Source organism: Porphyromonas sp. C0041D3, from assembly GCF_056590575.1.
Map to the genome: position 1 here is coordinate 135,092 of NZ_JBWPWJ010000003.1, position 22,545 is coordinate 157,636.

17 protein-coding genes are annotated in these 22,545 nt (G+C 58.5%); 6 read left to right on the forward strand and 11 right to left on the reverse strand.

From position 1 onward, the window contains the following. Positions 1 to 718 precede the first annotated feature (718 nt). From AC1EKE_RS03100 to AC1EKE_RS03120, 5 genes are all read left to right on the forward strand, one after another. Positions 719 to 3,097: a TonB-dependent receptor gene (locus AC1EKE_RS03100; protein ID WP_480308137.1), complete on the forward strand. Its 2,379-nt coding sequence runs from the start codon at positions 719 to 721 to the stop codon at positions 3,095 to 3,097. 12 nt (positions 3,098 to 3,109) lie between these two features. Continuing rightward, positions 3,110 to 4,486: a hypothetical protein gene (locus tag AC1EKE_RS03105; protein WP_480308139.1), complete on the forward strand. Its 1,377-nt coding sequence runs from the start codon at positions 3,110 to 3,112 to the stop codon at positions 4,484 to 4,486. 12 nt (positions 4,487 to 4,498) lie between these two features. Then, on the forward strand, positions 4,499 to 5,947 hold the full coding sequence (locus AC1EKE_RS03110) for a hypothetical protein (protein WP_480308141.1): 1,449 nt from the start codon (positions 4,499 to 4,501) through the stop codon (positions 5,945 to 5,947). 18 nt (positions 5,948 to 5,965) lie between these two features. Further along, positions 5,966 to 7,366: a DUF4876 domain-containing protein gene (locus AC1EKE_RS03115; RefSeq protein WP_480308142.1), complete on the forward strand. Its 1,401-nt coding sequence runs from the start codon at positions 5,966 to 5,968 to the stop codon at positions 7,364 to 7,366. A gap of 66 nt (positions 7,367 to 7,432) precedes the next feature. Then, positions 7,433 to 8,491, forward strand: coding sequence for an Ig-like domain-containing protein (locus AC1EKE_RS03120; protein WP_480308144.1), 1,059 nt, complete (start codon positions 7,433 to 7,435; stop codon positions 8,489 to 8,491). 62 nt (positions 8,492 to 8,553) lie between these two features. Here the strand turns inward: AC1EKE_RS03120 and rfbC are convergent, their stop codons facing one another. The 7 genes from rfbC to AC1EKE_RS03155 all read right to left on the reverse strand — a co-directional run bounded on the left by rfbC (position 8,554) and on the right by AC1EKE_RS03155 (position 16,362). Beyond that, positions 8,554 to 9,132, reverse strand: coding sequence for a dTDP-4-dehydrorhamnose 3,5-epimerase (gene rfbC, locus AC1EKE_RS03125; protein ID WP_480308146.1), 579 nt, complete (start codon positions 9,130 to 9,132; stop codon positions 8,554 to 8,556). 77 nt (positions 9,133 to 9,209) lie between these two features. Next, positions 9,210 to 10,283, reverse strand: a complete 1,074-nt coding sequence (gene rfbB / locus AC1EKE_RS03130; RefSeq protein WP_480308148.1) for a dTDP-glucose 4,6-dehydratase — start codon at positions 10,281 to 10,283, stop codon at positions 9,210 to 9,212. After that, positions 10,280 to 11,161, reverse strand: coding sequence for a glucose-1-phosphate thymidylyltransferase RfbA (rfbA, locus tag AC1EKE_RS03135; RefSeq protein WP_480308149.1), 882 nt, complete (start codon positions 11,159 to 11,161; stop codon positions 10,280 to 10,282). The genes rfbB and rfbA overlap by 4 nt, the downstream gene beginning before the upstream one ends. 154 nt (positions 11,162 to 11,315) lie before the next feature. After that, the gene (locus AC1EKE_RS03140) at positions 11,316 to 11,825 is read right to left on the reverse strand and encodes a phosphohydrolase (protein ID WP_480308150.1); all 510 of its coding nucleotides are present in this window, start codon (positions 11,823 to 11,825) and stop codon (positions 11,316 to 11,318) included. Positions 11,826 to 11,845: 20 nt separating this feature from the next. Continuing rightward, the gene (locus tag AC1EKE_RS03145; protein WP_480308152.1) at positions 11,846 to 13,348 is read right to left on the reverse strand and encodes a ComEC/Rec2 family competence protein; all 1,503 of its coding nucleotides are present in this window, start codon (positions 13,346 to 13,348) and stop codon (positions 11,846 to 11,848) included. A gap of 5 nt (positions 13,349 to 13,353) precedes the next feature. Then, complete coding sequence (locus tag AC1EKE_RS03150; protein ID WP_296158622.1) at positions 13,354 to 14,250, reverse strand: Ppx/GppA phosphatase family protein; 897 nt, start codon at positions 14,248 to 14,250, stop codon at positions 13,354 to 13,356. 12 nt (positions 14,251 to 14,262) lie between these two features. Then, positions 14,263 to 16,362 carry an RNA degradosome polyphosphate kinase gene (locus AC1EKE_RS03155; RefSeq protein WP_480308153.1) on the reverse strand — a complete coding sequence of 700 codons (2,100 nt, stop codon included), beginning with the start codon at positions 16,360 to 16,362 and terminating at the stop codon, positions 14,263 to 14,265. A 183-nt stretch (positions 16,363 to 16,545) separates the two neighbouring features. On the opposite strand from AC1EKE_RS03155, the gene AC1EKE_RS03160 reads away from it, so the two are divergent. After that, on the forward strand, positions 16,546 to 17,067 hold the full coding sequence (locus AC1EKE_RS03160) for a cob(I)yrinic acid a,c-diamide adenosyltransferase (protein ID WP_296158624.1): 522 nt from the start codon (positions 16,546 to 16,548) through the stop codon (positions 17,065 to 17,067). Here AC1EKE_RS03160 and AC1EKE_RS03165 read toward each other — a convergent pair. From AC1EKE_RS03165 to AC1EKE_RS03180, 4 genes are all read right to left on the reverse strand, one after another. Further along, the gene (locus AC1EKE_RS03165) at positions 17,025 to 18,440 is read right to left on the reverse strand and encodes a Na+/H+ antiporter NhaC family protein (protein WP_480308155.1); all 1,416 of its coding nucleotides are present in this window, start codon (positions 18,438 to 18,440) and stop codon (positions 17,025 to 17,027) included. The genes AC1EKE_RS03160 and AC1EKE_RS03165 overlap by 43 nt on opposite strands. Positions 18,441 to 18,565: 125 nt before the next feature. Continuing rightward, complete coding sequence (gene mutS, locus AC1EKE_RS03170) at positions 18,566 to 21,172, reverse strand: DNA mismatch repair protein MutS (RefSeq protein WP_296158625.1); 2,607 nt, start codon at positions 21,170 to 21,172, stop codon at positions 18,566 to 18,568. 241 nt (positions 21,173 to 21,413) lie between these two features. Next, positions 21,414 to 21,914, reverse strand: coding sequence for an OmpH/Skp family outer membrane protein (locus AC1EKE_RS03175; RefSeq protein ID WP_296158626.1), 501 nt, complete (start codon positions 21,912 to 21,914; stop codon positions 21,414 to 21,416). A gap of 58 nt (positions 21,915 to 21,972) precedes the next feature. Then, the gene (locus tag AC1EKE_RS03180) at positions 21,973 to 22,524 is read right to left on the reverse strand and encodes an OmpH/Skp family outer membrane protein (protein ID WP_480308156.1); all 552 of its coding nucleotides are present in this window, start codon (positions 22,522 to 22,524) and stop codon (positions 21,973 to 21,975) included. Positions 22,525 to 22,545: the final 21 nt, after the last annotated feature.

Below are 22,545 nucleotides of genomic sequence, written 5' to 3' on the forward strand. Positions count from 1 at the left end.
ACGAGTCGGACGGGTCGGACGAACTGCGCCGCACCCCGGCAGGGGCGCCCGCTTTTTAGCCCCAGGTCGAGGGGCGAAGCCCCGACGACCCGGGGATCAGGCATTGCAAGCGACCCCGCTAGGGTGTCGCACTGGTTGACTGACTCGTAAGTGCGACACCCTAGCTGGGTAGAGGGGAGGGGGGCTTTTGCTCGGCGACCCGCAAGGGGTCGAGGGGGAGGAGGGGGACGGGTCTCTGTACATCGGTCACCGCTTCGCGGATGACCGATGCCTATGGAGCGAGCACCCTTCGGGTGCCTCACGGATGAGCCCCCATTGATATATGATTACCCTAATGCCTAAATGCGTCACCCCTACCTGCACTCTCTTGTGGGAGAGACTCCAGTCCCATAGGGATGGAACTCCAGTCCCGCAGGGGTGGGACTCCAGTCCCGTGGGGATGGGACACATCTGCAAGCGCTTAGACCGCCATCGGCACTATGGGGTCATCACCGCACTAGACCACCCCGGAGTCCGGCAGAGTCGTCATGCGCCTATGGGCGAGTAGTCATCCTTTGTGAGTATAAAGCGGGGAGGGAAATACCAACAAGAGGTGATGGAGCAGCGCCCAATTAGCTCCTACCTTTGCAGCAGTGTAAAATAAATCACACTTGGTATAAAAAAGTCATAAAACCGCATTGCCTCTAACGGCAATCACCACTCGTAAGGATACATCCCCATGCACAAGTCACCACTACACAGCATCTGCAGGATCCTTGTCCCGCTGCTCCTGACGCTGTCGCTCCTGACACCGGAAGCGAGGGCGACAGAGGCGACCCCCAAGGATCTCTTGCTCGTCATCACCGTCGTGGAGGCGGACAGCGGAGAGCCCGTCGTCGGAGCCATCGTCAAGTCGCCCTCTGCTCGTCGCACCCAGGTAACCGATCCTCAGGGGCGATGCACGCTCGCCTTTGCTCCCGGGACAGGGAGAGTAAAGATCTCCGCCTCGTTTCTCGGCTTCAGACCTTATGAGAAGACGATCACACTGGGCAAGGAGGGCCAACTGACGATCCGACTGGAGGAGGATGCGACCCTATTTGACGAATTAGTCGTCGAGGGTCGGCTCAAGCACACGACCAACCTCCAGCAGGCAGTGGCTGTGCAGGCGGCGACGCTCGAGAAGGGGACGTCGCTCAACCTTGCCAAGCTCCTTGAGTCGGTCCCCGGAGTCAGCTCCATCAGTGCCGGGAGCAGCATCTCCAAGCCGGTGATCCAGGGAATGCACAGCAGCCGCATCGTGCTGGTCAACAACGGTGTCCGCCTCGAGAGCCAGAGCTGGGGTGAGGACCACGCTCCGGAGATCGACCATACCGGAGCCTCGATCATCGAGGTGATCAAGGGGGCGGAGAGCGTCCGCTACGGCCAGGGTGCTCTCGGTGGCGTCGTGCTCTTCAATCAAGCGACCCTACCCTATGGACACAAGCGACTCTACGCACGGAGCAAGATCAACCTCGGATATGCCACCAATGGGCGAGCCTTCGATGGTGCGGGATCGGTGGAGGTCGGCTACCGCGACTGGGGGATGCGTCTCCATGCGATGTACAATAAGTCGGGCGACTATGGGACGGCCGAGTATCTGCTCAATAACACGGGATTTAACAACATCGGCTTCTCCGCCTACGCCGGCTACGAGCATGGGCCTATCACGGCGACGCTCTTCTCGAGCCTCTATACGTCTCGCAGCGGGATCTACTTCTTCAGCTCCGTCTCCGACCTTGAGCAGCTGATGACACGCTTCGAGATCGGGCGCCCGGATGAGAGTATGATCAAGCCTTTCTCTTACGAGATCAAGCCGCCCTTCCAGCAGACACAGCACTTTACCCTCAAGGGCGAGGTGGACTATCGCGTGGCGGAGGGACACAATCTGGAGCTGAAGGTATCGTATCAGGATAACCTGAGGCAGGAATTTGAGAACCGTAAGCGGGATGACCTCAGCTGGCTGCCGATGCAGGACCTCCTCCTCACCACCATGACCTCTGACCTGGCGTGGGAAGGCGACTGGAAGGTGCTCGGCATGTCTACTCAGGCGGGTCTCTGCTCCAGCTATCAGTACAACTACAATGTCCCCGGGACGAAGCAGCCCGCCTTTATCCCGAACTTTGCCGCACTGACCCTCGGTGGCTTCGTGATCCACAAGATGAAGCTCGGCAACCTCGACCTCTCGGGAGGTCTGCGGTACGACTACAAGGCCATGGACGTGCATGGCTACACGAGTCTCGCTTCCTTTAAGTACTACAGAGACTTTAAGGTCTACGCCGCCATCACGGGCAGTCTGGCAGCACACTACAGACTGAACGACAACTATGACGTCCGGCTCAATGTCGGTCTTGCCTGGAGACCGCCGGACATCAACGAGCTCTACGCCACCGGTCTCCATCACGGCACCTACTGGGTGGTGGGAAATAAGGACCTCCTCCCGGAGGTGGGCGTGAAGCCGGTCCTCGGGATGGGCTACCGCAATGAGTGGCTGCTGATCGAGCCGAGTGCATTCTGCCAGTACGTACACAACTACATCTACGACAATATCGGGCAGGGGGCGAGACGCTTCCACAATCACCCGAGCGGGAAGTACCCGCAATTTATCTACGGTCAGGACAATGCCCGACTCTTTGGTGGGGACCTCCTCGTCAGGGTGGAGCCGCTGAGCGGTCTCTCGATAGAGATGACCGGTGAATGGATCAACGCCCGCAACCTCACGCAGAATTGCTGGCTGCCCTTTATGCCCTCGGATCGCTATGGTCTGGGTGCCAATTACCGGATCGACTTCGGTAAGGAGCGGAGGTGGCACGCCGATGTGACGCTGGACGGTAAGTATGTGACAAAGCAGGTGCGCTTTGATCCGGAGAAAGACCTGGCCCCAGACTCCCCGGACCCCTACTTCCTCCTCAATGCCAATGCAGAGCTGAAGTATGATCTCCCCGGCGGACGAAGCGTCAAGCTGATGCTGGTGGCTGACAATATGCTGAACGCGCTGTACAAGGAGTACACCGATCGCTTCCGCTTCTTTGCTCACGCGATGGGAGCCAAGTATACGATCCGCACCGTAGTAGAGTTTTAAAGCAAAATGAATATGACGAGACAGATATTACCCGCCATCGCTATCCTCCTCCTGGCTCTCACAGGCTGCAAGGATACGATGCAGAAGATAGTGAAAGCGCCCGCCCCCTTCATCGAGACCGTGGTGGTGGGACACGAGCAGATCTACACCGTGCAGGCCATCCTGAGACTGGCGGTGCGGCACGCCGATCCGGCGGGCGAGGTGAGCGATGAGCCTTACTACTTCACCGCCTATGACCTCGATGACCAAAAGCCCACGCCGGTGCCGCTCTACCAAGAGATCAAGATCTCCAAGGATGAGGACGGGAATATGACGATCGTCTCACCGAGAGAGCACTTCGATGTGGTGAAGAGCAGTAGGTACTGCTATGCGCTCGAGCTGAAGTACTACGACATAAATGGTCAGCTGATCAACCACCAATTCACTCGCTGGCACGCCATGGAGGGTAAGACACCGAGGGACGTCGGCTACGATGACCCCAACTCGACCCTACTCGTGCACCAGCACTTCTTCACCATCGACAATTACTCCCTCTCCGGACTGCCAATCGCCTTCCCCATGACGCCGGACAGCCTCTACATCGATCGCTACACCTTTGAGACCGATGCCAACGGGGGACTACTCCCGGCGACACGTATGTCGCAGGCAAATGTCTTTGTCCCCACTGAGGGTCATAAGCCCGATGGTCTGAGGTACGACTACGCTCTGGCACTCGAGTCGGAGCGACGCACCTCTACCAAGAGTGTGGAGGAGACCTACCGATACCAAGGGAGGGACTACCGGCTCTACAAGTCGCTTGACTCCTATGCACTCAATAAGCTCACGCCGGAGATCTTCGACTACGAGTACCGCGACACCGACCCTGTGGAGGAGTCTCTCGGGACAGTCCTTGAGGATCAGGACGACCTCGGACGGATCCGGACGGGACACATCGTCAACCTCCTCCGCTTCCGCCGTGGAATCTACGAGGAGGGTGACGGCGGGCTGTACCCACTGGAGCCGATGGGGATGAAGGGGATACTCAACTTTAAGCAGTCGGACATCCTCTTCCAGCTCAAGGTCTCCATCGCCCACATCCTGACACAGCCGAGCAATGGGGAGAGCACCCGATTCCTCTTTGGGAAATACATGACCAACGGAGGTAACCAGGCTCCACCCTTTGACGGCGTGACCACCTACAAGTCCCACGAGATCTCTCGCTCGTGGAATAGCTTTGACATGTGCTACCCGATCTCCGTGCGGGTGATCGCTGATGCTGACGGACCGGTGGAGCGACTGGTGAGCGATGTCAGGCGGTACTACCCCGATGCCTCGGAGACTGAGCTGAGGGAGATGTTTTACGGAGAAGACAATAGCTACTATCGTCGCCGTCCGAGTGTATTATTCTAAGATCACACAGCCATGCAGACCATCAAGACTCCCATACTCCTGATGCTTACCTCGCTGCTCTTACTCTGCAGCGGGTGCCGCAAGTTTATGCTCTTCGACGTCTCCGTCCCGGAGGATCGCAACCCACTGATCAATAAGAAGACCCCCACGACCAAGGCGGACCTCTACTTCCTCGACAAGCACCTCGCCACCGAGGAGGATCACGGACCCGTGGTGGAGGGGACACTCCCAAATCCCGACCCCGATGGTGCCTTCGCCGACTGGGCCACCTGCCTCGTGATGATCAAGGAGGGGCACGACCATGGTCAGGGCAAGCTCCACGGCAACTACGTCTACCCCAATGCGCCCTGGAAGCAGGAGCAATTCTGCGTCATCCACAATACCCCCGACGGCATCCGCGTGGAGATGGATCGAGAGTCGACAGCCACATTCCTGGAGCTGGAGGCAGCGAAGGAGAGGGGGCAGGCTCTTGACACCGTAGGACCGGAGTACTTCCGCATCATCGGCGGGACGAAGAAGCTCTGGGGACTCTGCTTCTACTTCTATGACAAGAAGGGGAACCCGATCAACGACAAGATCTACGACGCCTCAGAGGAGTATCAGATCTTCTTCTCCGTCAGCGACCGAGACGACAAGGGTCAGCCCTACGATGTGATGGACGTGCGCTTCCGCAATGGTCTCTCACCCGAGGAGATGACCATGATCGACCGACCGATGGCGCTGGATGAGCGTGCCTTCAGAGAGGAGAAGCCTGTCCCGGCCGCTCTCTTTGCCGGTGCGAAGAGCCTGGAGGAGCGGAGGGCTCTGACGCGACCCTACATCTTTACCTACACCTATCGTGACACCTGGACACAGGACGACATGGCGGATGGCGTGCGGACGCTCTACAACATCCGCCTCCTGCCACCACTGATCCGGAGCCAGTACTACCTCGCCTCGCTGCCCCAGGACCAGGACTATGTAGGCCTGAAGGGGCACCTCGAATTTGACTTCCAGGACGAGGGTGCCGACTACCGCCAGTGGCCTCTAGCACGAACGAAGCCACATATGGGCGGTGGAGTAAAGTATGAGCGTGGAAGCTACCTGCAGCCCCAATTTTACCTCGCCGTACAGGTGATGAAGTGCGAAAAAGGCAAGAAAAGGGTCATCCCCGCGGATAAGGATGCGGAGCATGCACGCAATGGCAAGGCCCCTCACAACGACTTTGTCTGCGCTGACTTTGACGATCTGCGACCCGAGTCGGGCTGGCAGGAGATCATCCGGATCAATATCCCGATGAAGCAGTATGCCACCGTCTTTGACAGCGACCCTACGGACCCGGATCCCAATGAGCCCTACTACTTCCAGCTGGGACGGGAGATCGGGCTGAAGCCTCAAGAGGCGTATGAGGCGGTCTCCAACCTCAAGACTCACGGTGTGACCGGTACCGGTGGCAACGGCTACGGGTCATGGTTTCTCTGATTACACAATCCTATCGACATGAAAACGAAGATACATCCCTCCTACCTCCTTCCGCTACTAGTGCTACTCCTCAGTAGCTGCCTCGGACTCACTCGACCGGAGGAGGAAGAGAAGCGGGTCAGCGACGACCACTTGATGATCAAGGAGGTATTCAGCTCCGGCACCTACACCCCCGATGTAAAGTGGGGCAGCGGCTTTGTGGGACCGGCATCCTACGACTACGACAAGTACATTATCATCTACAATCCCACCTCCAAGGTGATCTACCTCGACAGTCTCTGCATAGCGAGGACGGCATTCCAGATGGATCTGGCGATCGACCTCAAGGGGGACGAGGAATTTACCGAAACTCACTGCCCGGTGGATAACATCATGATGTTCCCCGGGAGCGGACACGACTATCCCATCAATCCGGGAGAGGAGAAAGTCCTCACAGCGGTGGCGATCAATCACACACTGAGTCGAGAGGAGATGATGAAGAAGTACACCTTCGTCAGCGAGAGCTTCTTCATCGGTGGTACCTCGACGGAGAATAAGAAGGCGTGCGACCTGTCAGGTGCCGACTTCGAGTGGCTCACCCCATCACAGATGCGGAACAATTACTTCTACTACCTCGAGGACACCAACACGGTGCCTAACCTGATCCCCGTCTTTGCGGGCTTTCAGTACAATAATCCGGAGTGCGAGGGACAATTTGATGTCCCGGAAAACCGGACCCTCCTCCTCGTCAAGCTGGGAGTCCCCCCGACAGATCTTGATCAAGAGGCGTACTGGTGGGACTACGAGACCGGACACGAAAACTCCTTCCACAGCCTCGAGACACCCCACCACAAGGCGCACGTCAAGGGCGATGCCCACTGCGTCAAGCTCCCCAATGAGTGGGTCATCGATGCGGTCTCGATCTGCCCCCAGAAAAACTATAAGCGCACCCGAGTCTCCAAGGAGATCGATGCCGGGTACAATAGCGTCCGGGAGGGAAGGGAGAGCGATGCACAGCAGGGAAGCTGGCGGGGCTACTCCCTGCAGCGGAAGTATAATGGCGAGCGCTTCCAGGACACGAATAACTCGACCACAGACTTCGAGAAGCAGGCGGCGACACTCCTCACCATCCCTCCGAAGAAGCTCTACAACCCCAATGTCACCTTCGTCGATGGGCATAGCTACCGGATGACCGTCGGGCAGAAGGAATTCTTCATCCGTGCCAAGGTCTCTCCGCGTAATGCCAAGGAGACCGCCGTCACATGGACCAGCTCCGACCCCTCAATCGCGGAGGTGAAGGGGACCCCTACCAAGCCACGCACCGGCATCAGTGCCGCCTGGATCACCGGCCTCAAACCCGGCACCGTCACCATCACCGCCTCCCTCGCCAATGGCGCAGAGGATGTCTGCACGCTGGTCGTGGAGGCTCCTAAGGAATGACATACGGCCGTAAAGGTATCAGCCGTACTTTTTTGCTAACCAAAACAATCAAGAATAATGTACACCATGAAGAAAATCAAACTCAGAGCCCTCCTCCTCTCCGTCACTCTGCTCCTCCTGACCTTGCCCGGCTGCAAAAAGCCCGGCGAGGGGTCCGAGCCGACACCGGAGAGCGCCACCGTGACCATCAGTCCCAGCACCGCCAAGCTCAAGGTGGGCGAGACACTCAAGCTCACCGCCACCATCACCCCGAAGGACGCCAAGGGCATCAAGCTCACCTGGAGCTCATCCGACCCCGAGGTGGCTCAGGTCGACAGGAGCAGCGGTGAGGCGAAGGGAGTCAAGGCAGGCAAGGCGATCATTACCGCCCGTCTCTCCAGTGGCAAGTCCGCCACCTGTACCCTCGAGGTGATCGATGAGGGCGGGAAGACACCGGAGCCCACTCCCAATCCGGAGCCCACTCCCAATCCCACTCCCAATCCCGAGCCCAATCCCGGGGAGTACACCTACACCATCACAACGGACCAGCAGGAGTACACCGTCGAGGTGGGGAAGAAGATCACCATCAAGCCTACCCTCACCCCGGCTCCGGCAGAGGGAGAGACAGTCTCCTTCTCCTTCAAGGGCGGCAAGAAGTACATCGAGGGGAAGGGTGAGATCACCATTGCGCTCGTCAATAACGACGGCTCCGTCGAGGGTATAAACGAAGGGGACTGCACCGTCACCATCTCAGCCAAGGGCGCCAAGCCGGTTGAGTGCAAGGTGATCGTGAAGAAAGCTACGCAAGAGAGCGTGACGCTCCCTGCAGGTGCCCGCGTTGCCATCATGCATGAGGTGGACGGTGTGGATGAGGAGGTGACGGCGAAGCTCACCTTCAGCACCTACACCACTTCCTTCGCCCTCACACCGGTGGTGCTGGATAAGGACGGACAGGTACTTGAGGGCGACACGGCATACGAATTTGACTGGAGCTCCTCCAATAGCAAATTAGTGGAGTACAATGCTGTCATGGGGAACTTTAATCTCCCGAGCGGGGAGACCGGCAGCTGCAAGCTGACCGCCACTCTCAGGGGATCAAACGCCTCGGCCTCAGTAGAGGTGGAGATCGTTGCCCCGAAGAAGTAATCTCCTTACATAAAGCAGAAGACCGCACCATAGGCTAGCCTATGGTGCGGTCTTCCTATTTCTCAGAGGGGGAAAAGGGGGATCCGGGTGCCGAGATCCTGACTGGAGAGGCGAGGATTGTGGAGGTCCTTCTCCGAGAGGATCATCTCCTCGGGGCGGATGGGCCACGGTATGGCGAGCGTCGGGTCGTCCCACGCCACCGCTCCCTCACTCTCGGGGTGGTAGTAGTTATCCACCTTGTACTGGAAGACCGCTACGTCGCTCAGCACGCAAAAGCCGTGCGCAAAGCCCCGTGGGATGAAGAATTGCCGGTGATTGTCCTCCGTCAGTTCAACAGCGATATGCTTCCCATAGGTCGGAGAGTCGGGGCGAAGGTCTACCGCCACGTCCCACACACGCCCCACGATGACGCGGACCAGCTTCGCCTGAGCATGGGGGTCGCGCTGGTAGTGGAGCCCCCGCACTACCCCATAGGACGACCTTGACTCATTGTCCTGCACAAAGGTGGTCCCGCAGATCGCCTCGTATCTCTCGCGGGAGTAGCTCTCCATGAAGTACCCTCGCTCATCCGTGTAGACTCGCGGCTCGAGGATCAGCACACCCTCGATCTCCGTCTCTGTCACCCGTACCTTCTCATCCATAGGTCAGTCCTTTTCTGGTCATTTATTGCAGGGTAAGTGGTATCAGACACCATTTTCCCTACAAAATCTGACGGATCTCAGCGGTGCGAGTACATATCTTGGTAGTAGGAGCGGTAGGCGCCTGAGGTGACGTGGGCGAGCCACTGCTCGTTAGTCAGGTACCAGTCGACCGTCTTCCGAAGTCCCTCCTCAAAGGTATGCTCCGGTCGCCAGCCCAGCTCGCGCTCGATCTTGGAGGCATCGATGGCGTAGCGCACGTCATGGCCCGGGCGGTCGCCCACGTGGCGGATCAGGCGCTCAGAGCTCCCCTGAGGGCGCCCCAGGGCCTCGTCCACGAGACGGATAAGGGTGTGGATCACCTCGATATTCTCCCGCTCGCAGTGACCACCTATATTGTATGTCTCGCCTATCCTGCCCTCATGATAGATAAGGTCGATCGCCGCAGCGTGGTCATCGACATAGAGCCAGTCGCGCACCTGACGGCCGTCGCCGTAGACCGGCAGCTCACGCTCCTCACGGATGTTATTGATGAAGAGTGGGATAAGCTTCTCGGGATGCTGGTAAGGGCCGTAGTTATTGGAGCAATTGGAGATCAGCGTAGGCAGCCCGTAGGTGTCGTGGAAGGCGCGGACAAAGTGGTCGCACGAGGCCTTGGAGGCGGCGTAGGGCGAGTGAGGGTCGTACCGGGTGGTCTCAGAGAAGGGGGGATCCTCCGGCCCAAGCGAACCATACACCTCATCCGTGCTGATCTGGTAGAAGCGCTTGCCGTCAAAGCCGCCCTCCTGCCGCCACACCTTGCAGGCTGCCTGCAGGAGTGAGACACAGCCGCGGACATTGCTCCGCACGAAAGCGAAGGGATCCTTGATGCTCCGGTCGACATGACTCTCGGCGGCAAAGTTGATGATCCCATCGATTCGGTACTCCTGCATTATCCGGAGGACGAAGTCGTAGTCAGCGATGTCGCCCTGGATGAAGTGGTAATTGGGGTGCGCCTCTACCGAAGCAAGGTTCTCCAGATTGCCGGCATAGGTGAGTGCATCAAAGTTGTAGAAATGGCTCTCCGGGTAGTGCTCCACCATACGGCGAAGCAGCGCACTGCCGATGAAGCCCGCCCCGCCGGTGACGAGGATATGAGCATTAGGGGTATTCACGATTCTTCTTCTAATAGAGAGATTAAGTACTGACCATATTCGTTCTGTCGCATCGGCTCAGCGATCCGGCGCAGCTCCTCCTCCGTGATGTATCCTCGGCTGTAGGCGATCTCCTCGAGGCACGCCACCTTCAGCCCCTGACGCTTCTCGATCGCCTCGATGTAAGCACCCGCCTCACTCAGTGACCGGTGGGTGCCGGTGTCGAGCCAGGCGAAGCCTCTCGGGAAGCGCTCCACACGGAGGCGTCCCTCAGCGAGGTAGTGCTGGTTGACGCTCGTGATCTCCAGCTCCCCGCGAGCCGAGGGCCTCACACCCTCCGCCACCCGGATGACGTCATTGGGATAAAAGTAGAGCCCCACCACGGCAAAGTGAGACCGCGGCACCTTGGGCTTTTCCTCAATGGAGAGCACACGCCCCTCGCTATCGAAGTCCACCACCCCGTATCGCTCTGGGTCGCTCACCCGGTAGCCGAAGACCACCGCTTGGCGCTCCCTCTCGACCGTCCGGACAGCCGACTCCAGCAGACCGGTGAAGGTGGCACCGTGGAAGATATTATCCCCCAGCACGAGGCAGACATCCTCCTCCCCGATGAAGTCGCGCCCTATGAGGAAAGCCTGAGCCAGCCCCTCCGGTGCCGGCTGCACGGCGTAGGAGAAGCGCACACCGAGCGACCTCCCGTCCCCGAGAAGCCGCTCGTAGGAGACGCGATCCTCTGGTGTGGTGATGATAAGGATCTCCCGGATCCCCGCCAGCATGAGGGTGGAGATCGGGTAGTAGATCATCGGCTTATCGTAGACCGGCAGCAGCTGCTTGGAGACCCCTCTCGTGATCGGGTAGAGACGGGTGCCGCTCCCGCCGGCAAGTACTATTCCTTTCATCGTCTATAGTGGTATGTAGCAAAGATAGCACTTTACCCCCACACCAGGTCGAGCTGAGACAGACCGAGCATCAAGAAAAAATGCTCGGACGAATGCCGACACAAACCTATGGGACACGACGATACCTTGTCTCCCCGTCTGCCATGGAAGTCTCTTAGTAGAGACTGCTGAGGTAGTCGTACTCCCTGCGATAGCGCTCCAGTCTGTCGAGGTCTTGCCGAGTAGGGTTTGAGAGACGGGAGAGATCCATATTGTGAGTCAGGTCGTGTAGCTTGACCCGGGTGGCGAGTGGGCACGTGCCCACAGCCGTGATGTAGCTCTCACGGTCCGGCGAGGCGTGATGATCGAGCAGACGAAGAGCATCTGCGAGCCGACCCACGCACTCCTCAGGCAGAGGGGTGCCAACCTCCTCAGCGAGCATGTGTAGAACTTCGTCCACTATATAAGGCGTATCCTCAGCGGCATCATGGAGGTAGCCCACCACTCTCTCCTCCCAAGTGGTGCCCATAGAGGCCACAGTCATGAGGTGACCGGAAAAGTAATCAACGCCTGCCTTATCGACTTGCCCGGCATGGAGTCGCCGAGCCAGACGGGCCGCTGCATGGACGATGCACTCCTGCTCGCTCTCTTTCAGAAGATAGCAGAGGGCTGAAGAGTCAGTCATATGATGGTATCCGTTTTTCCTTATAAAAAGTCGTAGGGTGTCCGGCGGTTGTAGAGGCGGACGAAGAGCTCACGGGCAGTGAGGACGATGGCGTAGTAGAGGACGACGAGGACAAGGTCGTACTGCATCGTCACGGTGAGGCTCAGCGCCGGTGTGCCGAAGGTTTCCGTCACCGCACGCATCCCTCCGGAGAGGAGGCTTAGCAGCCGGGGGAGACCCGGCAGCGAGGGGAGAGCAAGCGTCACCAGACCCACCGGGATGAGCAGACCGCTCAGCGCCACCACCGGGATGGCGCTCCAGAGCATACTCCCCGCTGCCCTACCGAAGAAGAGGAAGAGAAAGGGTAGCACGCCTATCTGAGCCGAGATGCAGGCTGCGAGGCTACTCCAGACGAAGCGGAGCGACCTGAGTGAGGGGCTGACCAGCCGGAGCAGGATGGGCATGAAGCTCATCAGCCCCCAGACAGCACTGACGCTGAGGAGCAGACCGACGCTTAGGATCGAGAGAGGGTTGAGGAAGAGGAAGAAGAGGAGGGTCAGCGACAGCACCTGCACCGGATCGGCTCGGCGCCCGAGGAGCTTGGCGAGGAGGTAGATGCCACTCATCACGAAGGCGCGCATCGTGGCGGTCGAGGCACCTGTCAGCAGTGTGTAGAGGAGCAGGCCGAAGAAGATCAGCAGGTAGCGCAGCCTCCTGCGACGGTAGGCGGGGAGGAGAAGTCCCAGGAGCCCGCTCAGCAGACCGAAGACGATCCCGAGGTGATACCCGCTCACCGCTAGCACGTGTGCCACGCCGGAGGCGGTAAAGTCGGACTTCACCGACCGAGGTAGGTGAAGTCGCTCGCCGAGACAGAGCGCATAGACCAGTCCCTTATCCGCTGCCGTCAGACGATCACCGACAGCCATGTCGAAGCGGCTGATCAGGTGATGCCGTCCCTCCATCAGCCGACAGCGGATGGTCCGGGCCCGACCGGCGGTCTCTAAACTCTGCCCATACCCCTGAGCCACATACCCCTCTCCGAGGAGGTAACGCCCGTAGGAGCCGGGAAGTGTGTCGCCAAGTAGTGCGACCAGGTCGAGGTCGCCCCGCAGCATCATCCCATAGAGCTCCACCGACTCTCCCGGCAGGGTGAGGAGGATAGGGATCTCCCCTCCACCCTCCGTCAGCAGAGCCGCATCGTACCGGATGGCGCTCTCAGCCGAGGAGGCGACGGGATAATTGACTCTCACCGAGGCATCCTGGAGCGTAACTGAGCGGGGCATTGATCCCAGCGAGCGGAACCGCTGATCGGCATAGATGCCGTAAGCAATCACGAGGAGTGGCAGAAGGAGGAAGAAGCGATCCAGCCTCCACCCTCGCCTCCGAGAGAGGAGAAAAGCAGCGACTGCGAGTAATCCCAGCGCCACTCCCCCATAGAGCAAGAGATGATGGTAGGCAAGGATCCAGCCGACGAGACAGGCGACCAGCACCCAGAGGGCGGGCCGATCACCATACCTCAGCGAGCGTATCCGCTCCTCACTCACGCGCCCTACTCTTCGTCCTCCTCGTAGAGACGGTCGATGATGCTGTCGGCGAGGCCCAGCTTGGGGACCATGATCTTCGTCGTCCCGAGGCGGTCGGCAGCAGCGATGAAGATGCGAGCCGCCGGGATGATCACATCGGCGCGGTCGGGCTTCATCCCGTACTTCGCCATACGCTCATCAAGGTCCATCCCCTCAAGTATGTCGTAGATCTCGTGGAGCTGAGGGGTGGTGATCTCCTTGCCCCACGGGGTCTGGGTGCCATTGATCTTGGCGAGACGATTGATATTTCCCCCGGTGCCGAAGATCTCCAGATCTCCGCAGCGCTCATGTATTGAGTCGAGGAACGTGTGGTACTCCTCCAGCTCCGACTTGCGGACCAGACCACTCAGCAGTCGTACGGTACCGATATTGAAGGAGCGGGAGTCCACCTTTTGGCTCCCCCTCAGGATCGACACTTCGGTCGAGCCACCTCCGACGTCCACCATGACGTAGTAGGTCTCCTCATCCCGGACAAGCTGTCTTACCCGGCTGTGTCCCACGAGACGAGCCTCCTCCTCACCGGAGATCACCTCGATCCGAAATCCCGTCGCCGCCTCGACCTCGTCGACTACCTTGGCGGCATTGGTCGCATCGCGCATCGCGGACGTGGCGCAGATCCGATAGTGAGACACCTCGTAGATCTGCATGAGGTACTTGTAGGCGAGCATCAGGCGGATCAGGTCCTTTGCCTTCCCCTTGGAGATCTTCCCCTTCACGAAGGCATCCTCACCGAGACGGAGGGGGACGCGGAGGAGCTGTACCTTAGAGAGTGGCTGCTCCGGATCATCAGTGAGACACTTGATGAGCAGGCGGACCGCATTGGATCCGATATCGATGGCGGCGTAGTGCTTTTTCTTAAACATAATGCTATCCCTTTATATTTCCTCCAAATAATGCTGGTAGAGAGCCTCCTGGCTGCGGAACCACGGCTTCTCAGCCGACAGTCGACGCGGACAGCGCCCCTGCTCATTGACAAAGTGTCCCTGGGAGACATCCCGCAGCCCGTAGTCGACCACCAGCTCCAGCTCGCGCTTGAGGTCAGGATCGTAGACGGGGGTAACCACCTCGACCCGCCGGTCCAGGTTTCGGCTCATCCAGTCGGCGGAGCCGAGGAAGTACTTCGGCCTCCCACCGTTGCAGAAGATGAAGATCCGCGAGTGCTCTAAGTAGCGGTCGATGATCGCATTGACAGATATATGGTCGCTCACCCCCTTGATCCCGGGCACAAGGGAGCAATTGCCACGCACCAGCAGCCGCACCTCCACCCCGGCTTGCGAGGCTTGGTAGAGATGCATCACCACCTCCTCGTCGACGATGTGATTTACCTTGACGTGGATATAGGCGGGCAGTCCCTGCTCCGCATTCCGGATCTCGGTGTCGATCAGCCGGATGAAGCGGCTGCGCATGGAGTTGGGCGAGACCATTAGCTCCCTGAAGTGCGTCGCCAGGTAGGGCTGCTCGATGAAGTCAAAGACCCGCTCGACATCATTGACGATGCCACGACGCGAAGTCATCATCATGAAGTCGGTGTAGGTCTTGGCATTTCCCTCGTGCATATTGCCGGTGCCGATACAGGCGATATTGCCCTTCCGTGCCTTGATGAGCGCCAGCTTGCTGTGGATCTTGAGGTACCCGGGACCAAAGAGCACCCGCACGCCGGCGTCCCGCATCTTCTGAGCAAAGGAGATGTTGCTCTCCTCATTGAATCGCGCCAGCAGCTCGATCACACAGGTCACCTCCTTGCCATTGCGCGCTGCTGCCATCAGTGCCTTGACGACAGAGGAGTGGCGCGGCACGCGGTAGATCGTCGCCTTGATCTCCTGCACGTCCTCACTGATCGCCGCCTCCTGCAGCACCCGGACAAAGGTGTCGAAGCTGTGGTAGGGGAAGTGGAGCCACTGATCCTTACGCCGGATAGAGTCGAGCATACCGGTCTCAAAGTCCGCATGCCGACCGATAATCGGGTGCCACGGGGTGTAGAGGAGGTCGGTGCGACCGCAGTCGGGGAAGTCCATCAGGTCTCGGGTATTGTGGTACCTCGACCCGGCGACGCGGGCATCATTCTTATCCAGGTCGGCAGTCTCAAAGAGCATCTGCCGGATCTGCTTCGGCATCTTGCGGTCATAGACCACACGAAGCGTCTCTCCGAGACTCCGCTTCTTCAGACCGCGAGAGACCTGCTGCAGGAGGCCGAGGGAGGAATTGTCCTCCACCAAGTCCTCATCGGCGTCCTTTGTAAACTTGAAAGTATACCCCTCGTAACTATTGTATGGAAGGCCACCGAAGATGTTCTTAAGATTGTACCGGATCACGTCATCGATGAACATGACACACTTATTCCCCTCCGGGTCATCCGGCAGTCGGACGAAGCGCTCCTCCCCGGACTGTGGCAGACGGATGACAGCGATGTCACTCCTCTGCACCTTGCCCTCGTCATCGACCTGCCTCAGGTCCACTGCGAGGTAGTTGCTCTCATCGAGCTGCTCCTGAGGGTCTGGGATGCGATCAAGGAAGAGGGGATTGATCGTCGAGCTCAGCTTCCGCGCATAGATGTCAAATACTTGATGCTCCTGCTCGGGCGTCAGCATCGTCTCATCGACCACATGGATATGCTCCTCCCAGAGCTCCTTCATCAGTCTGCGGAAGGTCCGGTCCACCTCCTGCTTGTACGCTTCGTTGAGCTCATAGATCTTGGAGAGTAGCTTCTTGCTCCGCTTGACCTTGCCGGACCCGCTGTCGTCATCCTCGATATTGCGCTGGATCGAGGCGACGCGGACGCGGAAGAATTCGTCAAGGTTATTCGAGTAAATACCGAGGAAGTGGACCCGCTCTAAGAGAGGGATATCCTCCCGCTGAGCCTCGAAGAGGATGCGGTGATTGAAGTACATCCAGCTCTCATCTCGATCCACGTAATTGTCATCATCGAGCTTGATCTCGCGGTCGACATAGAGTTCGGTGGGATGAAGTTCAGCCATAGTCTAAGGTGTGTGTGTTTTTATCTATTCCGTTTTTGATGGGATAAATTTAGCCAAAAACCGCCACATCCTTACCACCTAAAGGACCATCATTGACTCGTCAAGGTCTGTTGGCATCGCAAGATTGTCTATCAATCTGACATTTACTACTTTTGTTTTCGTCAAGCGGAGAGAAGAGCTATTATGAGAGAGAAGAAAGGATACCTCCAGGTATACACCGGAGATGGGAAGGGGAAGACCACCGCTGCCATCGGGCTGGCGGTGCGTGCCGCCTTGGCCGGGAAGCGGGTCTTCGTAGGGCAATTCGTCAAGAGTATGCGGTATCACGAGTGCCGGATAGAGGAGCTGCTGCCGTCGATTCACTTTGAGCAATTTGGTCTCGGGTGCGCACTGATCCACGAGCCGTCTGAGGAGGATGTGCGCCATGGACGGGAGGGGCTGGCTCGGGCGGCGGAGGTGATGTCGACGGGGGAGTGGGATGTGGTGGTGCTGGATGAGGTGACGATAGCACTCTACTTCCACTTCTTCACCGTGGAGGAGCTGCTCGAGGTGATCCGTGCCCGAGAGCCGCACGTGGAGGTGATCTGCACAGGGCGCTATGCCCCGGCAGACTTGATCACCGCTGCAGACTTAGTGACCGATATGCAGTGCGTCAAGCACTACTACGATGCCGGAGTGCCGGCGCGCTCCGGCTTTGAGCGATAGGTGAGCTGAGGCAAGGTATGCCGCCCCGGATAAGGGAAGCGAAGGAGGATCGAGAGCAGGAGTACCCCGGAGAGGATCATCGGGTAGTACATGAAGGGGAGGATTTCCGTCACGGAGAGCCCTGTGAGCCCCGAGGCGATCAGCATCTGAGCGCCATAGGGGAGGACAGCCTGCACGATGCAGGAGGTAATGTCGAGGATGCTGGCTGTCCGCCGTGGGTCGACATCCAGCCTCGCGCCGAGGTCTCGCACGATCCCACCGGTGGTCAGGATGGCGATGGTATTATTGGCCGTGCAGGCATTGGCCAGTCCCACAAGGGCGGCGAAGGAGAGTTCGCCCGACCTCTTTCCGGACACACGCTTGGTCAAGCGCTCGACGATGAAGTCTATCCCGCCACGCTGACGGATCAGCTCCAGCAAGCCACCGGCAAGCAGCGTCACGATGATCAGGTCGCTCATCCCGGCGATCCCCTTGCCTGCTGTCTTCATCACTTCGACCGAGGTGATGGAGCCGCTACCGAGACCCACCAGCACCGAGAGGAGGATGCCTGCGGTCAGGGCGACTAGGACATTTACCCCACTGACGGCGAGGAGGATCACAGCCAGGTAGGGCATCATCAGATACCACGAGCCGGTGGTGCTGACCATCGCCTCCGGCACTTCCTGACCGAGCATCAGGTAGAGCAGGAGCGTGAGTAGGGCAGCCGGTAGTGCTATCAGGACATTGGCGCGAAACTTATCCCTCATCCGCACGCCAATCGTGCGGGTGGCGGCTATGGTGGTGTCAGAGATGAATGAGAGATTGTCGCCGAAGAATGCACCACCGACGATGATCGCTGTGATCAGCCCGGCGCCTCCGCCCATCTCCGTCGCCATCCCGCTCGCTATAGGTACGAGAGCAGCGATCGTACCGACACTCGATCCGAGGGCAAAGGAGATGAAGCAGCTGACGACAAATAGCCCCGCATACATTACCCTCGACGGGAGCAGTGAGAGCAGCAGCCCCACCGTCGCATCGATGGCTCCGATCGCTTGTGCCACGGAGGAGAATACCCCCGCAAGGATGAAGACCCAGATCATCAGCAGGACGTTGCTATCGCCCGCCCCTCGGGCAAAGGTCTCTAAGCGCCTCTCGAGAGAGTGTCCGTCAGGCAACACCATCGCATAGATCGCCGTAAGGCAAAAGGCGACCGTGATCGAGACGGCATAGAAGTCGTGGACCAGCAGGCTGACTCCGAGGTAAAAAATGAGGAAAAAGAGGAGGGGCGAGAGGGCAAGCAGCCCCTTGGACATCGGCATCGACCGGTGCGCAGAGGATTGCCGACCTGCTACTGCCTCCTCGCGCAAAATATTCTTATTCGGTATAATTCCCATATTGAGGGCAAATATACTACGAATAATTTATTTCTTGCGAAAGTTTGCCTGAAAAGTCAGCTCTTACAGTGATACAAATGGTCTATCAAAGTCCATTATGTGGGCTGGGGAGTAACCTCACGAGGTCACTTCATCCCTATCAAGCGGCGAATGTCAGAGAGCTTATTGAGAGCCTCGAGGGGGGTAAGGTTGTCGATGTCGAGCCCCTTGATCTCATCGCGGATTGCGGAGAGGGTCGGGTCGTCGAGTTGGAAGAAGCTGAGCTTCATCGGACCATCGGTGGTCTCGTCAGCGGCAACGGATGATGGAGATCCGTGTCCCGCCTTGCGCTCAAGCTGACTGAGGATCTCCTCAGCCCGGCTCACGATCTCGCGCGGCATCCCCGCCATCCGTGCCACATGGATGCCGAAGCTGTGCTCGCAGCCTCCGGGGACCAATTTCCTAAGGAAAATCACCTTGCCATCGGCCTCTTTCACAGAGACATTATAGTTTCGGATCCTCGGCAGGACACCCTCCAGCTCGTTTAGCTCGTGGTAGTGGGTGGCAAAGAGGGTCTTAGGGTGAGCCCGATGATTATTGTGCAGATACTCCACGATCGCCTGTGCCAGCGAGATGCCATCGTAGGTAGAGGTGCCGCGTCCCAGCTCATCCACGAGGACGAGACTATTGGGTGTGATGTTATTGAGGATGATCGCCGACTCGGTCATCTCGACCATAAACGTACTTTCGCCACGCGAGATGTTGTCCGACGCCCCCACGCGGGTGAAGATCCGATCCACGATGCCGAGACGTGCCTCACGTGCCGGGACAAAGGAGCCCACCTGAGCCATCAGCACGATGAGGGCGGTCTGCCTCAGGAGAGCGCTCTTGCCCGACATATTGGGTCCGGTGATCACCATGATCTGGTCTGTCTCCGGGTCGCAGAAGACGTCATTGGGGATATACTCCTCTCCCGGAGGCATCATCCGCTCGATCACGGGATGGCGCCCCTCCTTGATGTCAATGACGGCGCTTCGGTCCACCGCCGGACGGTGGTAATCGTATGTAACCGCATCGTAAGCAAAGGTACTCAGCACGTCGATCTCGGAGAGAGCCACTGCATTGCTCTGCAGGACGCGGATATGCCCCATCACCTCCCGGATCAAATCTTGGTAAAGCTCTGCCTCGAGGATGCTGATCCGCTCCTCAGCACCGAGGATCTTCTGCTCATACTCCTTCAGCTCCGGGGTGATGTATCTCTCGCTATTGACTAGGGTCTGCTTTCGGATCCAGTCCTCCGGCACCTTATCCTTGTGCGCATTGGTCACCTCGATGTAGTAGCCAAAGACGTTATTGAAGGCAATCTTCAGCGATGGGATCCCGGTCTCACGGCTCTCCCGCTCGCGCATCTCGAGGAGGTACTTCTTCCCCCCACCGGCGATGGCACGCAACTCATCCAAACGGCTGCTCACGCCGGCACGGATCACCCTTCCCTTCCCCACCTGTGCCGGGGCGTCGGGGTCAATGGACTGCTCGATCTTTGATGCCAACTCCTCCGCCGGGTCGAGCCTGAGGGACAGCTCGCAGAGTGCCTGCTCACCTGAGTCGGTGAGGAGACTCATCATCGGGCGTATCAGTCGCAGCCCGGCTGCCGTCTGGAGTAGCTCACGGGGCGAGATGCGACCCACTGCCACCTTGCTTGCCAGTCGCTCCAGGTCACCTATGCCGGCCAAGTGATCCGCCACCGAACGGGTCAGCTCAGACTGCCCAAAGAAGGCAGCCACACAGGTCTGGCGTCGCTCGATCTCATGCAGGTCAAGGAGTGGGAAGGAGAGCCAGCGCTTCAGCAGACGGCCACCCATCGGGGTATGCGTATGATCCAGCACCTGCAGGAGGCAGGAGCCGTCCTCCGTGAGCGGGCGCATGATCTCAAGGTTGCGACGAGTGAAATTGTCCAGCCGGACGAAGTGGTCCTCCTCGATCAGGTGAAGCGTCGTCACATGACTCAGCTGGGTGTGCTTCGTCGCCTCGAGGTAGTAAAGGATCGCCCCGCAGGCGATGATGGCGAGTGGCTTCTCCTCTATGCCGAAGCCCTTAAGGGTGCGGGTATTGAAGTGCCTCTCGAGCCGCTCCCTGCCGTAGTCGACGGTGAAGACCCAGTCCTCAAGGGGGTAGTAGTGCCACTGCTCCCCCATGGCGGCAGCCACCGATGCCTCGCGCCCCCGCTCCAGGAGGATCTCCTTGGGACCAAAGGAGACGACCATCTTCGCCACATCCTCCTCAACACCCTCAGCGGTGCAAAACTCGCCCGTGGAGAGATCAAGGAATGCGGCACCGGTGCGCCCGCCCTTCGACACCAAGGCACCGAGGAAGTTATTGGCCCCGGCATCCAGCACCGTATCCTCCATCGTCAGTCCCGGCGTCACCAGCTCCGTCACATCCCGCTTTACCAGGGTCTTGGTGAGCTTGGGATCCTCGATCTGGTCGCAGATGGCGACTCTCTTCCCTTGCGATACCAGCTTAGGCAGGTAGACATCGAGTGCATGGTAAGGGAAGCCGGCGAGAGGGACCTCAGAGGCGCCACCATTGGACCGCTTGGTCAGAGTAATCCCCAGTAGCTGGGAAGCGGTGACGGCATCATCGGAGAATGTCTCGTAGAAGTCCCCGACGCGGAAGAGCAGTATCGCGTCTGGGTACTTCCTCTTAAACCGGTTGTACTGAGACATCATCGGTGTCTCCTTCACTTTTGCCATGGTTAGCAGCCTACTATCAGTTATTCTATTCTGTGATGAGAGGACCCTCCCTCAGGGTCTTACGGCAAATTTAGTGATTTTCGATCGTCCGGTCTCACCCTCCGCCACAGGAGGTGGAGCGATCGGGGTCAGCTGCATCGTGGACAAAAAAAACATCCCCGAGAGGTGTGTGACCTATCGGGGATGACTTATCAGTGTGTGACCTTCGTGTGAAGGTGCGAGCGGTGAGCTCGGATTGCTATCAGAGACCGAGCTTAGACTTCACGAGAGAGGTGACATCCTCACTGCCGTTGCCGACATAGAGCATCTGGCTGGCGTCCATAATATAGGTGAAGCCACCATCATTGCCGACCTTATTGATCGCCTCACGAAGCTTGGTCTGGATGGGGGCGAAGAGCTCTACCTGCTTCTTCTGCATATCCTGCTGGGCCACGTTATTGAGGTCCTGGATGCGCTTGGAGAGGTCCTCCAGCTCCTGCTGCTTACGGCTCTTGATGGACTCGACCATAGTCTCCTGCTCCTTGACGAAGTCCTGGTACTTGGTCTGAAACTCCTTCTGCAGCTGCACGAGGGTATCCTCGTACTTCTTGGCAAGGTTGTCGAGCTCAGACTGCATGGACTTCATCTCAGGCATCTCGCTGAGTACCTTCTGAGAGTCTACGATACCAATCTTGTGGCTCTGAGCACCGGCAAAGATGGGGAAGAGGAGCGCGGCACAGAGGATGAGAAACGTTCTTTTCATGAAAATGTATCTTACGTTATTGATTTATATTCAGGATTATGGGACGCACAAAGGTACGTTATTTCACAGAGATGCCAAGGATCTTCAGGATGTCATTGCTGATATCAGCGGCGGGATCGGCATAGACGATGGTACCCATACCGGAGGCGCGGTCGAGGACCATATAGACGCCATACTTGCGGCTGTAGAGCTTGATCGCCTCGTAGACCTTGTCCTGGATCGGCTTGATGCGCTGCTCCTGGAGCTTCGCCATCTCGCCCTTGGGACCGAAGTACTTCTGCTGTAGCTCGGCGGCGCGATTCTCCACCTCGACGATCTGCTTCTCGCGAGATGCGCGTTGGTCAGCGGAGAGGGAGCCCATCTGCTTGCGGTAGTCGGCATAGAGGGTACCTGCCTGATCCTGGAGCTTCTTCACCTCGGCGGTGTAGCCCTTGGCAGTCTCCTGGAGCTGCTCTGTTGCCTCCTTGTACTGAGGGATATTGGAGAGGATATACTGCATATCCACCAGAGCGTAGGTGATGTAGTCCTGCGCCCGAGAGGGGAGCGTCATCCCGACCGATGCCACGAGGGCAACGAGTGCGAGGAGAGCCGTTTTTCTTATCTCTTTCATAATGCTTACTGTCTTAATGTA

Bases quoted from the DNA above. Each gene is read 5' to 3' on its own strand.
- AC1EKE_RS03100 (WP_480308137.1), top strand. From the start codon at position 719: ATGCACAAGTCACCACTACACAGCATCTGCAGGATCCTTGTCCCGCTG.
- AC1EKE_RS03105 (WP_480308139.1), top strand. From the start codon at position 3,110: ATGACGAGACAGATATTACCCGCCATCGCTATCCTCCTCCTGGCTCTC.
- AC1EKE_RS03110 (WP_480308141.1), top strand. From the start codon at position 4,499: ATGCAGACCATCAAGACTCCCATACTCCTGATGCTTACCTCGCTGCTC.
- AC1EKE_RS03115 (WP_480308142.1), top strand. From the start codon at position 5,966: ATGAAAACGAAGATACATCCCTCCTACCTCCTTCCGCTACTAGTGCTA.
- AC1EKE_RS03120 (WP_480308144.1), top strand. From the start codon at position 7,433: ATGAAGAAAATCAAACTCAGAGCCCTCCTCCTCTCCGTCACTCTGCTC.
- rfbC (WP_480308146.1), bottom strand. From the start codon at position 9,132: ATGGATGAGAAGGTACGGGTGACAGAGACGGAGATCGAGGGTGTGCTG.
- rfbA (WP_480308149.1), bottom strand. From the start codon at position 11,161: ATGAAAGGAATAGTACTTGCCGGCGGGAGCGGCACCCGTCTCTACCCG.
- AC1EKE_RS03140 (WP_480308150.1), bottom strand. From the start codon at position 11,825: ATGACTGACTCTTCAGCCCTCTGCTATCTTCTGAAAGAGAGCGAGCAG.
- AC1EKE_RS03150 (WP_296158622.1), bottom strand. From the start codon at position 14,250: ATGTTTAAGAAAAAGCACTACGCCGCCATCGATATCGGATCCAATGCG.
- AC1EKE_RS03155 (WP_480308153.1), bottom strand. From the start codon at position 16,362: ATGGCTGAACTTCATCCCACCGAACTCTATGTCGACCGCGAGATCAAG.
- AC1EKE_RS03160 (WP_296158624.1), top strand. From the start codon at position 16,546: ATGAGAGAGAAGAAAGGATACCTCCAGGTATACACCGGAGATGGGAAG.
- AC1EKE_RS03165 (WP_480308155.1), bottom strand. From the start codon at position 18,440: ATGGGAATTATACCGAATAAGAATATTTTGCGCGAGGAGGCAGTAGCA.
- mutS (WP_296158625.1), bottom strand. From the start codon at position 21,172: ATGGCAAAAGTGAAGGAGACACCGATGATGTCTCAGTACAACCGGTTT.
- AC1EKE_RS03175 (WP_296158626.1), bottom strand. From the start codon at position 21,914: ATGAAAAGAACGTTTCTCATCCTCTGTGCCGCGCTCCTCTTCCCCATC.
- AC1EKE_RS03180 (WP_480308156.1), bottom strand. From the start codon at position 22,524: ATGAAAGAGATAAGAAAAACGGCTCTCCTCGCACTCGTTGCCCTCGTG.